Annotated in this window: 12 protein-coding genes; 7 read left to right on the top strand and 5 right to left on the bottom strand. The window is 68.8% G+C overall.

The window, feature by feature from the left end:
* Positions 1–3 precede the first annotated feature (3 nt).
* The 6 genes from rng to BDO18943_RS19625 all read left to right on the top strand — a co-directional run bounded on the left by rng (position 4) and on the right by BDO18943_RS19625 (position 6801).
* Positions 4–1473: a ribonuclease G gene (gene rng, locus BDO18943_RS19650; protein ID WP_043188949.1), complete on the top strand. Its 1470-nt coding sequence runs from the start codon at positions 4–6 to the stop codon at positions 1471–1473.
* A gap of 127 nt (positions 1474–1600) precedes the next feature.
* The gene (locus BDO18943_RS19645) at positions 1601–1936 is read left to right on the top strand and encodes a YggL 50S ribosome-binding family protein (RefSeq protein WP_043188955.1); all 336 of its coding nucleotides are present in this window, start codon (positions 1601–1603) and stop codon (positions 1934–1936) included.
* Between the two features lie 467 nt (positions 1937–2403).
* Complete coding sequence (locus BDO18943_RS19640; protein WP_175023687.1) at positions 2404–3633, top strand: collagen-like triple helix repeat-containing protein; 1230 nt, start codon at positions 2404–2406, stop codon at positions 3631–3633.
* Between the two features lie 326 nt (positions 3634–3959).
* Positions 3960–4928, top strand: a complete 969-nt coding sequence (locus BDO18943_RS19635) for a PRC-barrel domain containing protein (RefSeq protein ID WP_175023686.1) — start codon at positions 3960–3962, stop codon at positions 4926–4928.
* Complete coding sequence (locus tag BDO18943_RS19630) at positions 4925–6193, top strand: MFS transporter (RefSeq protein ID WP_175023685.1); 1269 nt, start codon at positions 4925–4927, stop codon at positions 6191–6193. Before BDO18943_RS19635 ends, BDO18943_RS19630 begins: the two co-directional genes overlap by 4 nt.
* A gap of 41 nt (positions 6194–6234) precedes the next feature.
* Positions 6235–6801: an FUSC family protein gene (locus BDO18943_RS19625; RefSeq protein ID WP_043188968.1), complete on the top strand. Its 567-nt coding sequence runs from the start codon at positions 6235–6237 to the stop codon at positions 6799–6801.
* Positions 6802–6857: 56 nt separating this feature from the next.
* Here the strand turns inward: BDO18943_RS19625 and BDO18943_RS19620 are convergent, their stop codons facing one another.
* On the bottom strand, positions 6858–7235 hold the full coding sequence (locus BDO18943_RS19620) for an RcnB family protein (RefSeq protein WP_407649838.1): 378 nt from the start codon (positions 7233–7235) through the stop codon (positions 6858–6860).
* Positions 7236–7380: 145 nt separating this feature from the next.
* Here BDO18943_RS19620 and BDO18943_RS19615 point away from each other — a divergent pair, with 145 nt between their 5' ends.
* The gene (locus BDO18943_RS19615) at positions 7381–8145 is read left to right on the top strand and encodes a glycosyltransferase family 2 protein (protein WP_175023683.1); all 765 of its coding nucleotides are present in this window, start codon (positions 7381–7383) and stop codon (positions 8143–8145) included.
* A 21-nt stretch (positions 8146–8166) separates the two neighbouring features.
* On the opposite strand, the gene BDO18943_RS19610 is transcribed toward BDO18943_RS19615, so the two are convergent.
* Genes BDO18943_RS19610 through BDO18943_RS19595 form a run of 4 tightly spaced genes read right to left on the bottom strand, consistent with a single transcriptional unit; the run spans position 8167 to position 13066 of the window.
* A complete protein-coding gene (locus BDO18943_RS19610) occupies positions 8167–9378 on the bottom strand; it encodes a glycosyltransferase family 9 protein (RefSeq protein WP_175023682.1) in 1212 nt (403 codons plus the stop codon).
* Positions 9379–9417: 39 nt separating this feature from the next.
* Positions 9418–10656, bottom strand: a complete 1239-nt coding sequence (locus tag BDO18943_RS19605; RefSeq protein WP_175023681.1) for a glycosyltransferase — start codon at positions 10654–10656, stop codon at positions 9418–9420.
* Positions 10653–11882, bottom strand: a complete 1230-nt coding sequence (locus BDO18943_RS19600; RefSeq protein ID WP_175023719.1) for an O-antigen ligase family protein — start codon at positions 11880–11882, stop codon at positions 10653–10655. The genes BDO18943_RS19605 and BDO18943_RS19600 overlap by 4 nt, the downstream gene beginning before the upstream one ends.
* A gap of 53 nt (positions 11883–11935) precedes the next feature.
* Positions 11936–13066 (bottom strand): glycosyltransferase family 9 protein, encoded by a 1131-nt coding sequence (locus tag BDO18943_RS19595; RefSeq protein ID WP_175023718.1) that lies wholly within the window; start codon positions 13064–13066, stop codon positions 11936–11938.
* Positions 13067–13240: the final 174 nt, after the last annotated feature.

Genomic DNA, 13240 nt, shown 5'->3' with positions numbered 1-13240 from the left:
ACCATGAACGAAGAAATCCTGATCAACCTCACGCCGCAGGAAACGCGGGTCGCACTCGTCCAGCAAGGCGCGGTGCAGGAGCTTCACGTCGAGCGCACGCTGTCGCGCGGGCGGGTCGGCAACATCTATCTCGGCAAGGTCGTACGCGTGCTGCCCGGCATGCAGTCGGCGTTCATCGACATCGGCCTCGAACGTGCGGCGTTCCTGCACGTCGCCGACATCTGGCATCCGCGCCTCGCGGGCGAGCCGCAGTCGGGCGCGCCGCACCAGCCGATCGAGAAGATCGTGTTCGAGGGCCAGACACTGATGGTCCAGGTGATCAAGGATCCGATCGGCACGAAGGGCGCGCGGCTGTCGACCCAGGTCAGCATCGCGGGCCGCACGCTCGTCTATCTGCCGCAGGAGCCGCATATCGGCATCTCGCAGAAGATCGAGAGCGAGGCCGAGCGCGAGGCCGTGCGTGCGCGTCTGACGGCCGTGATTCCGGCGGACGAGAAAGGCGGCTACATCGTGCGCACGATCGCCGAGGATGCCACCTCCGACGAGCTCGCGGGCGACGTCACATACCTGCGCAAGACGTGGGCGACGATCGTCGCGCAGGCGCAGCGGCTGCCGGCGACGAGCCTGCTGTACCAGGATCTCGATCTCGCGCAACGCGTGCTGCGCGATTTCGCGAACGACGACACGACGCGCATCCAGGTCGATTCGCGCGAGACCTACCAGCGCCTCTCGGAATTCGCGGGCGAATTCACGCCGGCCGTGAGCCCGAAGCTGCACCACTACACCGGCGAGCGGCCGCTGTTCGACCTGTACAACATCGAGACGGAGATCCAGCGCGCGCTGTCGCGCCGCGTCGACCTGAAGTCGGGCGGCTACCTGATGATCGACCAGACCGAGGCGATGACGACGATCGACGTGAACACCGGCGGCTACGTCGGTGCGCGCAACTTCGACGACACGATCTTCAAGACCAACCTCGAGGCCGCGCACACGATCGCGCGGCAGCTGCGGCTGCGCAACCTGGGCGGGATCATCATCATCGACTTCATCGACATGGAGAACGCCGAGCATCGCGACGCGGTGTTGTCCGAGTTGAAGAAGGCGCTGTCGCGCGACCGCACGCGCGTGACGGTCAACGGCTTCTCGCAGCTCGGGCTCGTCGAGATGACGCGCAAGCGCACGCGCGAATCGCTCGCGCACGTGCTGTGCGAGCCGTGCCCGACCTGCCAGGGCAAGGGCCAGGTGAAGACGTCGCGCACCGTGTGCTACGACATCCTGCGCGAGATCCTGCGCGAGTCGCGGCAGTTCAACCCGCGCGAATTCCGCGTGATCGCCGCGCAACAGGTGATCGACCTGTTCCTCGACGAGGAATCGCAGCATCTCGCGATGCTGATCGACTTCATCGGCAAGCCGGTGTCGCTGCAGGTCGAGTCGAACCTGAGCCAGGAGCAGTACGATATCGTGCTGATGTAACGTTCCGTCCATCCGCCGCCGGCATCGCCGCGCGGCGCTTCGATGCGGCACCCGGGTCGCCCGCGCATGTCGCGCCGGCACCCGCCGCCGCCCTTTCACCCTCCCCTTTTCGCATTCACCACACACCATGAGCCAAGGCCACAACCGCCGCCAGCGCAAGAAACTCCACATCGGCGAATTCCAGGAACTCGCGTTCAACGCCACCGCGCATTACCGCAACGAAATGACCGACCTCGAACGCGGCGAACTGATCGACGCGTTCATCGACTTCGTCGAAGCGAACGGGCTGCTGACCGTCGCGTCGGCGGACGAAGGCATCGGCGCTTACGTGATTTCCGGCGCGCCGCGCGGCACGACGACCGACGCCGATCGCGAGCTCGTGCGCGGCTGGCTGGCCGCACGGCCGGAACTGTCCGACGTCAAGGTCAGCGAATTCAGCGACGCGTGGTATCCGGAAGCCTGAGTTTCCGGTTTCATCGCCCCTCCCGCAGCGCCCACGCCTGCCCCCCGCCACGGCGGGCCAGGCCGGCGCGGCGCCTCCCTCCGCCTCCCTTCGCCAACGCGCGACACCGCGCCAGCGGCACCCACTCACACGATTCGCGCCGCGTCGACGGTGATTACCCCGATTTCCGCAGTGAATCGGACGCTTACTTCAATTTAACGATCATTAAAAGACGGCTCGCATCGGCGGATCTACTCTGATCGCCAGGAATCCGGTGTTTTCCGGCGCGATCGGCAAGCAAGACGAAAGAATGCAAACCGCCCGCCCGACAGGTGTTCCGGATTCCGATACAGGCGAAAACGCGACACGGCGACAGGTCAATCAGGGAGACAACCAACAATGCGCCAGCCGCTTCCCCATCGCAGCGACGACACATCGGCGCACGCGAAGGCCGCCTGACCCCACTCTCCAATGAATACGAGGAAGACATGGATACGCCGATCACCCATCAGGCAGGACTCCGAATGATTATGATCGCGGCTGGCGTCGCAGCGCTGATGTCGCTGTCCGCGTGCGGCGGCTCCGGCTCGCTGAGCCAGGGCACCGGCGGCGCAGGATCGGGTTCGGGCGACACGACGGCCACGACCGGCGGCACGAGCAACGGCTCGGGCAGCGGTTCCGGCAGCGGCTCGACCGTCGGCAGCACGGGCAGCGGCAGCGGTTCGGGCACCGGCTCGGCGGGCAGCGGCGCATCCGCCAACGCGCTCGGCCAGACGATCGACTCGTCGAGCAACATCGTGACGGCCGCGGGCGGCGCGGTATCGGGCGTCGGCACGACGATCGCCGGCCAGTCGCTGCCCGGCACCAATGCGTCGACCACGCAAGGTCTCGGCACGGTCGTGCAGGATGCCGGCGCGGCCGTCACGACGCTCGGCACCGGCCTCGGCTCGGGGCTCGGCCAGCTCGGCGCGTCGTCGAACCCGGTCGGCACGACGGTCGCGAGCACCGGCGGCGTGGTCACCAACCTCGGCAACGCGGTAGCCGCGACCGGCGGCGTCGTGTCGAGTCTCGGCGCCAGCGGTTCGGCGCTGGCACCGCTCGCACCCGTCACGTCGCCGGTCGGCGGCGCGATCACGACGCTGGGCAACACGCTCGCCGGCGGCGGCGCGACGCTCGGCACTCAGCTGTCCACGGGCCCGGTCGCGCAGATCACGGGCGCCGCCAGCTCGGCGATCACGCCGATCACGTCGACGGTCGGCTCGGTCACGCAGACCGTCGCGTCGAGCACCCCGCTCGGCGCGCCGCTCACGAACCTCGTGACGACGGTCGGCAACGGCGTCGCGAACGCCGGCACGACGATCGCGAAAACCGGCGGGAATCCGGTGACGAACGGCGTCGGCAACGTCGTGACTGCGACCGGCAACACGGTGGCCACCGCCGGCACGACGCTGCTGGGCGGCGGTGGCGCCGCGACGAGTCCGCTCGCGCCGGTCACGGGGCTTTTGTCGACGGGCGCACTCGGCGGCGCGACGGGCGGCAGCAACCCGGCCGGTGCGCTTACGTCGGCGGTCGGCACCGTGACGGGAGCGGTGTCGGGCGCGGCCGGCGGCTCGCCCGTCGCGGGGCTGACGGCCGGAAGCGGCAGCGGCGCGCTCTCGAAGACCGGCGGCGGCGTGCTCGCGCCCGTAACGACGACGCTCGGCGCGCTGGTCAAATAAGCGGCCGGCAGGTACGGCGCCCGCATCGTCGACGATGATCGGGCGCCGTGCCTCTGCCTCTGCCTCTGCCTCTGCCTCTGCCTCTGCCTCTGCCTCTGCCTCTGCCTCTGCCTCTGCGGAAGCCTCAACCTCGACCCGCATCTGCCCGCTTCCCCCACCCCGCGATCCCTACCTTTTCCCGACAGTTCGCCTCCAGCAAGCCGTCGAAATCGGTCCTGAAAGCAAGACACGTTAAAATCTCACCTCGCGTGGTGCGCCGCCCGCACCCGCCATCCATCGCCAGCCGCGTGCCCTCGGGCCGCCCCCGACCCATGGAGTGAGTGTCAATGAGCGGCGGACTTCCGTTTCCCGCATCCCGCAAGTCGTTTCCGTCCTCGACGGTCTTCCTGATTCTCGCCGCCGCCGCGCTGCTGTCCGGCTGCGGGCTGCTGCCGGTCCAGAATCCGCCGGCGCCGATCAGCGAGGCGCTCGTCGAGCCCGTCGAGGAAACCGCCGGCGAACCGCTGACGATGCCGCCCGTGCCGGCCCCGACGCGCCCGGAGGAACCGGAAGCGCCGAAGAAGCCGCACCACGAAGTCACGCGGCCGAAGCCCGTGCAGCGGCCCGAATCGCCGACACCGCCGCCGCCTCCGCCCGCGCCGATCGTCGCGACGCGCCCGCTCGATCGCACCCAGATCCATGCGCTGCTCGACAGCGAAGTGGCGCGACGCAACGGCAAAGTGATCGGCCGCGCGGTCGACATGGTGACCGACGCGAGCGGCAAGCCGCGCGAGATGATCGTCAACCTGCAGGGCTTCATGGGCGTCGGCGACCGCAAGGTCATCTTCCCGTGGAACGTGTTCCGCTTCACCCCGGGCGGCAAACAGGAGCCGATCGTGCTCGACGTGCCGTCGGGCGACCTGCCGCCGGCCGCACGGCCCAAGGCCGTGCCGCTGTCGGGTTCGGCTGCGGCCTCGCCCGCAACGAGACTCGCGCTGCTCGACAGCGACGTCGAGCGCCCGAACGGCACGAAAATCGGCCGCGTCGTCGACGTGCTGATCGATCGCGCCGCGCAGCCGCAGGCTGTCGTGCTCGACCTCGGCGGCCTCGTCAACACCGACCGCCGTTCGATCGCCGCGAGCTGGGGCGCGCTGCGCTTCGTCACGCGCGACAAGGCGCTGCGCCCGCAGCTCGACCTGAACGACGCACAGATCAAGGCGTCGCCGCCCTACGCGGCCGACAAGCCGATCGTCGCGGTCTACCCGCCCGTTACCCCGGCACCGATGCCGGCTTCGTCTGCGAGTGCGACCCGATGACGATCAAGCATTCCGTCAGCGTACGCAGTCTCCGGTCCCTCGACTGGCTCAACTTCTTCGTTGCAAACGTTCAAACAGGGTTCGGTCCGTTCATCGCGTCCTACCTCGCGTCGCACAAGTGGACGCAGGGCGAGATCGGCATGGTGCTGTCGATCGGCACGATCAGCGCGATGGTCAGCCAGGTGCCGGGCGGCGCGGCCGTCGACGCGCTGAAGAACAAGAAAGGCGCGGCCGCGTGGGCCATCGCGGCGATCATCCTGTCGGCGGTGCTGCTCGCGTCGAGCCCGACGATCGTGCCGGTGATCGCCGCCGAGGTGTTCCACGGTTTCGCAAGCTGCATGCTCGTGCCGGCCATGGCCGCGATCTCGTTCTCGCTCGTCGGCCGCGCCGACCTCGGCGACCGGCTCGGCCGCAACGCACGCTGGGCGTCGATCGGCAGCGCAGTCGCGGCGGGCCTGATGGGACTCACCGGCGAATACTTCTCCGCGCGAGCGGTGTTCTGGCTGACCGCCGTGCTGGCGCTGCCCGCGCTGTTCGCGCTCGCGATGATCCAGCCGACGCACGAGGTGATTCCGCAGTCGTCGAAGCCCGACGAGCACGACAACCACGACGAACCCGGCGAACGCGAAACGCTGCTCGAACTGCTGCGCGACCGCCGGATGCTGATCTTCGCGGCGTGCGTGGTGCTGTTCCACCTGTCGAACGCGGCGATGCTGAACCTCGCGGCCGGCGAAGTCACGGCCGGGATGGGCGAGAACGTGCAGCTCGTGATCGCCGCGTGCATCATCGTGCCGCAGGCGATCGTCGCGATGCTGTCGCCGTGGGTCGGCCGCTCCGCGCAACGCTGGGGGCGCCGGCCAATCCTGCTGCTCGGCTTCTCGGCACTGCCGGTGCGCGCGCTGCTGTTCGCCGGCGTGAGCAGCCCGTACCTGCTGGTGCCCGTGCAGATGCTCGACGGCATCAGCGCGGCGGTGTTCGGCGTGATGCTGCCGCTGATCGCGGCCGACGTCGCGGGCGGCAAGGGTCGCTACAACCTGTGCATCGGGCTGTTCGGGCTCGCGGCCGGGATTGGCGCGACACTCAGCACGGCCGCGGCCGGCTACGTCGCCGATCACTTCGGCAACGCGGTCAGCTTCTTCGGGCTTGCCGCCGCGGGCGCGCTCGCGGTATTGCTGGTCTGGCTCGTGATGCCGGAAACACGCGTCGAGAACGGCGACGCGGCCGCCGACGAACCGGCCGCCGCCTCGCCCGAACAGGCGCACTGAGGCCCGCGCGCCACCGTTACCCGCTTCTTGGCCAACGCATGATGGATACGATCAGGACACTCAACGAAGCCCGCCAGCAGATCCAGCAGTCGATCTTCGATCTGTTCAAGGGGCTGTCATTCAGCGAGCGGCTCGCGCAAGGCGGGCTGATGGCGCTGCAGGCCGTGTGCGGCGCGTGCCTCGCGTATGTGATCGGCCGCGCACTGCACACTGAGCAGGCCGTATGGGCGGCGATCACCGCGATCGCCGTGACGCAGCACAACTACTCGGACACGATGTCGCTGTCGCGCGACCAGTTCATCGGTGCGATGGTCGGCGGCGTGCTCGGCTTCGCCGGCGCGGCGCTCGGCGGCGACCGCCTGGTCGCGTATGCGATCACCGTCGCGGTCGTGATCGTCTGCTGCTGGTGTCTGAACGTGGGCAGCGCGGCACGGCTCGGCGGCGTGACCGCGACGATCGTGCTGCTGTTTCCGGGCAACGGCCCGCTGTGGGACATTCCGCTGATGCGGCTCGGCGAAGTGACGCTCGGCACCGTGTGCGCGCTGGGCGTGTGCTGGATGATGGCGCAGATCGAGCGCCGCTGGTTTCGCCGCGCAGCGGCAAAGTAACGCGGCTGCCCGGCACGCATCGCGGCATCGCGATACGTACCGGGTGATCGGCAGGATCAGTCGCCGATTCTCAGCACGATGCCGGAGCCGATCTGCACCAGCAGGTGATCGCCGCCGACGCCGACCCATTGATAGCCGCGCGGCGGCTGGCTCAGGTGATAGCCGCGCCAGTCGTCGATCACGTACTGGCGATCACGGAATTCGGGGGGCAGCCGGTCGCCCTTGTGCCACTCGCGGCGCGGCTGGTCGGCCCAGCGCGGCGGTACGTCTTCAACGCGGCCGGGCCCTTTGCGCATGTCGTGCTTGTCATGACCGTACGCATGGCCATTGCCATGATCGCGCCCCTGGTCGTCCTGTTGTGCATTGGCTAACGTCGGCGCCGCCAACGCGGCGGCCACGAACAAAACGGCAAGAATCGGGTGCTTTGTTACCATCATCCACCTCCCGTCGAACCGTCGGCGCCGGGATGACGCCGCGGCCGTACAAGGCTAGCACACCTCGCCAGGCCCGCCAGTCGCGCGGCTTCACGCACGAGGCAGCGGGTATACTCTCGCTCACCTTCGATCCGTACGATTTTTCATGGCTGAACCTACGCTCGGCGTCGCCATCATCGCCCACAACGCGGCCCGCCGGCTCGCACAGTGCCTCGACGCACTCGCCTTCGCGGACGACATCGTCGTCGTCGACGGCGGCAGCACCGACGACACCGTCGAGATCGCCCGCGCGCACGGCGCTCGGGTGATCTTCGCCGCCGACTGGCCGGGCTTCGGCCCGCAGAAGAATCGCGCACTCGCGGCACTGTCGACCGACTGGGTGCTGTCGATCGACACCGACGAAGTCGTGTCGGACGAACTGGCCGCATCGATCCGCGCGGCGCTGCGCGCGCCGCAGGCCGACATCTATGCCATCGACCGGCTGTCGGCCTTCTGCGGGCGCTGGGTACACCATAGCGGCTGGTACCCGGACTGGATTCCGCGCCTGTTCCGGCGCAGCGCGGCGCGCTTCTCCGACGACCTCGTCCACGAGCGCCTCGTGTACGACGGCCCTGCCGCACGACTCGACGGCAAGCTGCTCCACTATTCGTACGACGACATCGAATCGGTATTGCGAAAGCTCGACGCGTACTCGAGCGCCGGCGCACGCCAGCGGCGCGCGGCCGGCGAACGCGCCGGCATCGGCAAGGCCATCCGGCGGGGCTTGTGGGCATTCGTCCGCACCTACTTGCTGCGGCGCGGGTTCCTCGACGGCCGGGCGGGATTCATGATCGCGGTATTCAACGCGGAAACGGTCTACTACCGCTTCCTGAAGCTGGCGCACGACAGTACGCCGCCGTCCGGCCGCTGAAGCCGGACGCCTCGCGATCCTTCAGCGGTCGCGCGTCAGCGACGATGTGTCGATGACCGACGTACGCGGCGCCTCGACGGCCGGCCGGCCATCGACGAGCGCCGCCGCGACCTCGATCACACGCTGCGACGAGAGCTCCGTCAGGCAGCGGCTCCAGCTTTCCAGGTGGCGATCGCACCCTTCGAGCTTGCACGGCACGCAGTCGCCCTCGCCCTGCATCAGGTACACGTTGCCGCGCTGACCGGACCCGCGCAGCGGCCACGGCTCGTCGTGCGCCGGCCAGTTCGCCGGCCACGGACCCCAGCGCACCGGATTGGAAGGTCCGAACAGCGCGAGGGTCGGCGTGCCGCATGCCGCGGCGACGTGGGTTGCGCCGGTATCGGGCCCGACGAACAGGCGCGCGCGACGAATCAGTTCCGCCGTTTCGCCGAACGTCAGGCGTCCGACAAAGTTGGCGACCGGCTCCTGCGCCGCGTCGACGATGCGGCGCGCATAGTCTGCCTCCACAGGCGCCGGGCCGCCGGTCAGAGCGACGTCGAAGCCGCGCCCGCGTGCCCAGCGGATCAGGTCGACCCAGCCGTCCTCATGCCATTGCTTGTAGCGGAACATCGGCGACGGATGCAGCACGATAAACGGCCGCTCGCCGGACAACCCGCCCGGAGCGTGCAGCATCGCGTCGAACCGGGCCACGCGCGCGGGATCGGCGCCGATACCCGGTGCGACGACCTCCGCGCAGGGTGTCACGCCGAGCGCCTCGGCGATCGCAAGACTGCTCGTCACGGTATGCACGTCGCCGTGGCGATCAAGTGCGATGCCGTCGAGCATGAAGCGGATCAGCCTCGTCACGCGCGCGGGATCGACGAGCCCGACGCGCCGGCGGCCGCCGAACCACGCATAGAAGCGCGCCCGGTCGGAGCCGATCGCCGCACAGGCGAGATCGTAGCGACGCCAGACACGCAGCGCGTCGGCGAGGCGCTCGCGCGGCTTCGCGCGCTGCGCGACGACGATCACGCGACGGATGTCGGGGTTGTGCTCGAGCACGCCCTCGGTCCCCTTGAACACGATCATGTCGATCTGCGCATCGGGCCAGCGGCGTTTCAGCGAGCGGACGAGCGGCGTGGCCAGCAATACGTCGCCGATCCGGCGCGTACAGGAAACGAGAATGCTGCGTGGCGGCGTAGCGAGCCTGAGGGGAACGGTCACGGTAGGAACGGTCTGGGAACAGCTTGTCATTCTAGCGAAATCGCTGCAAAACGAAGCACGCGGCGCATCTCAGCGCGGCGCGCACAGCGCCTCGGCGAGCGCCGCCATGCGCCCGCTCGCCGCCGGCACGTCGAAGCCGGCGATCTTGTCGGACGCGCGCTGCACCAGCGCGGCGCGCAGCGTCGCGTCGGTCGACACGCGCTCGAGCGCGGCCGACATCGCGTCGACGTCCCCGACCGGCACGAGCAACCCCGCGTCGCCCCCGTCCAGCAGATCATGCGGCCCGGTCGGGCAATCCGTCGAAACGACCGGCGTGCCGAGCGCCATCGCCTCGCCCAGCACCATGCCGAATCCTTCGTAGCGACTGCTCAGCACCAGCGCATCGGCCGCCCGCACGTACGGGAACGGATTCGCACAATAGCCGACGAAATGGACGGCGTCGCGAACGCCCAGCTCGACCGCGAGCCGTTCGAGCATCGCGCGATCCGGGCCGTCTCCGACCAGCACCAGCGCTGCGGCATCGGGCCGGCGCGCACGCCATTGCGCATACGCACGCAGCAGCGTGCGGTGATCCTTCTGCCCTTCGTCGAGCCGGGCAACCGACACGACGAACCGGCCGGCCGGCCGCTCGAATTCGGCATCGGCGTGGCGACGGATCGCGTTCACGTCGATCACGTTCGGCAGATCGGCGATCCGCACACCCGACCCCGCGAAGATCTCCTCAGCCTCGCGCCGCATCGCGGGCGTGAGCATCGCGATCGCCGCATAGCGCGAATACTGTCGCGTGCGCCGCGCCATGTACGCGCGGCTCTTGTTGCCGAAGCGCGCGACGAAGCTGTAATGGCTCACGCCGAACCAGGGCGCAGCGCCGCGACCGGCGATCCGCCGCAGCGAGAAGTCGAAATCGCAGACGACGTCGAAGTCGGCCGCCAAACGCAGGAAGCGACGCGCGACGAGCGAGCGGATCGCCGCGTGCGTCATCAGCTTGTGCATCAGCTTCTCGCCGAAGCGCAACCGGCGGCGGCGCTCGACCTGATGCAGGACATGCGACCAGCGCGCGTGCGCCAGCACGTGGACCGGCACGTCGGCGGGAATCGCGCCGCTGCGTCGCAGCGCATCGAGATCGTCGGTCGGAAAGGCAACCGACAACGCGGGCGCGAACTGGCGGCGATCCAGCGCGTTCAGCCATGAAACCAGCGCGGTTTCGGTGCCGCCCCGCCCGAAGTCGTCGATATGGAACAGCAACCGCACCGGCTTGCCGTCCGCGCTCGGCGTGGCCGCTTGCGCGCGGCTCCGCACGGTGCTCACGAGCCGCTCCCCGGCTGCGCCCGGCGCACGCCGGCGCGTCGCTCGCCATACCCGAGCAGCAGCCCGGCAAATGCCCAGAATGCGAGGATCGTCGTCTGCCACATGAAATCGTCCACCAGGTTCTTCGTGACCATGCCGGCGACGAGCGCGATGCCGCCCGCCGCGATCGACGGTTCAACGTGCCTCAAGCGCCAGAATGCGACGACGAGCGTCGCCAGCAACAGCACCTGCAGCGCCAGGCCGATGCGCCCGGCCTGCAGCCACGTGTTCAGGAAAAGATTGTGTGCGTGCGTGAGCGCCTGCGGTTCGAGTGCCAGCAACTCCGGCGGCATCTCGCTGCGGTAAGCCATGCCCGGCAGCGGTTTGCCGAAACCGATGCCGATCCATTCGTGGCGGCTGCCCTGCTCTTCGTAGAACTTCCACAGCTTCGGCCGCGTGTCCGACGACAACGTGTCGCCGACCCCGGTCATGCCCGGCGGCACATAGAGCCGTACACCGGCAATCGAGATGTCGCGCGACGCGGCCAGCGGCGGCGGCGCATCGTGATAGCGCAGTCGTGCGCTGATTTCGAGGGTACCGACTGCCCCGACACCGACGACGGCCACGGCCAGCACCGCCAGCAGCAGATGGTGCCGGTACAGCGGAAACAGGCCGATCAGCAACGTGACTGCGGCGGCCGGCCAGAAGAAGCGGTTGAGGGTGGCAAGCCCGACCATCACGCACAGCACGATGCCCGTCACGCCGGCCCAGCGCCAGCCGCGTTTCGACACGAAGAACGCACAGAACAGCGCCATCGCAAACGCGGCGAGCGTACTCGTATGGCCGACTCGCGCGTAAAAGCGCATCGGGATGGTCAAGGGGGTCGGCGGCTGCAGCTTGCCCCAGTAGATCACGCTGATCGCGGCGAGCAGCGCACACGCAAGCCACACGGCCAGGGTGACGCGTTCCGCGCGTTCGACCCGCGTGCCGAACAACCAGAAGCCCCAGAACGACAGCAGCGGATACACGACCTCATCGAACCACGCGTGCCTGCTGACGTCCGGAAACATCGACCAGCGCACGGCGGCAAAACTCCACGCCGCCCAGGCGACGATCGGGACGAACAACGGCCACCGGAACAATGCCGGCCGCCCGCGCGCGCAGGCGGCCGCGACCAGCGCGATACCGATCAGCGCCATGCTGCTGTTCACGAACGCCGCCAGGTGCCCGAACATGACCGCGAACATCAGGACGGGGCAGCCAATCCATAAAAGACGCTCGATACGCGCCGTAGTAACAGTCATCGAACTTGCACCAGAACTTGTTGCAGCGCATTGCGCACCGCGTCTACCGACAGCCCGCTCATACACGCCGCGCAGCCGTCATGCCACGCGACGCACGTCGTGGCGTCGCGGTCACATCGCCGGACCCACCGAACGTGGCGCCGGAAAATATAGGGTTGATCGCGGCACGGCATGTCCGCAATCGTCACGGCGACGAACGGAACGTCGCGCCAATAGCGCCCGGCACCGTGGACAACCGCGCTGCCGGGCCCGAACAGCGCGACGGTCGGCACGCCGATCAATCGCGCGAGATGCGCGACGCCCGTATCGGGGCAGACGACCGCGCGTGCGGCCGCATACAGGTGCCAGAGATCCGCGAGGCCGAGTTTCCCGGCAAAGTTCGACTGCCCGGCGTGCGGCCCGATCTCGTCGATCAGTTCGGCTTCGCTCTTGCCGCCGCTCCACACCACCCGATGGCCGGCCGCCTCGATGTCGGCCGCCAGTGCGCGCCAGCGCTCGACCGGCCAGCGCTTGACCAGCGTGCTCGCGCCCGGATGCAGCACCACGTACGGCCGCTCGCGAAGCACTGCGGGCAGCTCGGTGCTCGCGACCGGCGCCGGCCAGTCACCCGGCCGGTACGCGCGCGGCGACGGACCGTCGATCAGGTCGGCGGTCAGATCCCCCCATGCGGCGGGCTCGTCGGGATAGGGGCGGCACTCGTCGACCGGCCAGTTCTTCCAGGCCGGAGAATCGCCGTCATGCGCGACGATCCAGCGGCACCCCGCGCCGAGCGCGAGCCAGCTGTGGCGGTTGTCCGCCGCAACGATGCCGAGATCGTAAGGCCCCGACGCCAGCAGCCGGCGCACCGACACGGGATCGCGCGGATCGAAGGCCAATGCCTCTACGCCAAACGGTTCGCCGGTGTACAGCGGTGCAACCGCCTTCGGGCATGCGAGCACGATGCGCGCGGCGGGATGCTGTTCGCGCAACTTCGCCAGCAACGGTGTCAGCAACAGCGTATCGCCGAGCAGCAGGTGATGCGCGACGAAAATGCTCGCCGGCTGCAAGGGCCTGCGCCGCAGCGGCTTGAACAGCAATCTCGGCAGAGCCCGCGCGAAGATGTGGATACGTCCGGGAAAACGGCTCATCGGTTTACGGCGGGCGTCTCGATGGCAGGACTCGCAGTGAGCATCAGCCTGACGAACGGCCAATTCGTCACACGAATCGTCATGATCATTGTGGATTGAGTAAGTGCTTGCGCGGGGCAAATCGCGCCGCCGGGCAACCCGTTCGGCGCACCGGAGCGGAAATCGCGAGCCGGG

This window comes from Burkholderia aenigmatica, from assembly GCF_902499175.1.
Taxonomy (GTDB): domain Bacteria; phylum Pseudomonadota; class Gammaproteobacteria; order Burkholderiales; family Burkholderiaceae; genus Burkholderia; species Burkholderia aenigmatica.
The sequence above is the reverse complement of the archived record's forward strand: the minus strand, read 5'-3'. Positions and strand labels throughout refer to the sequence as shown.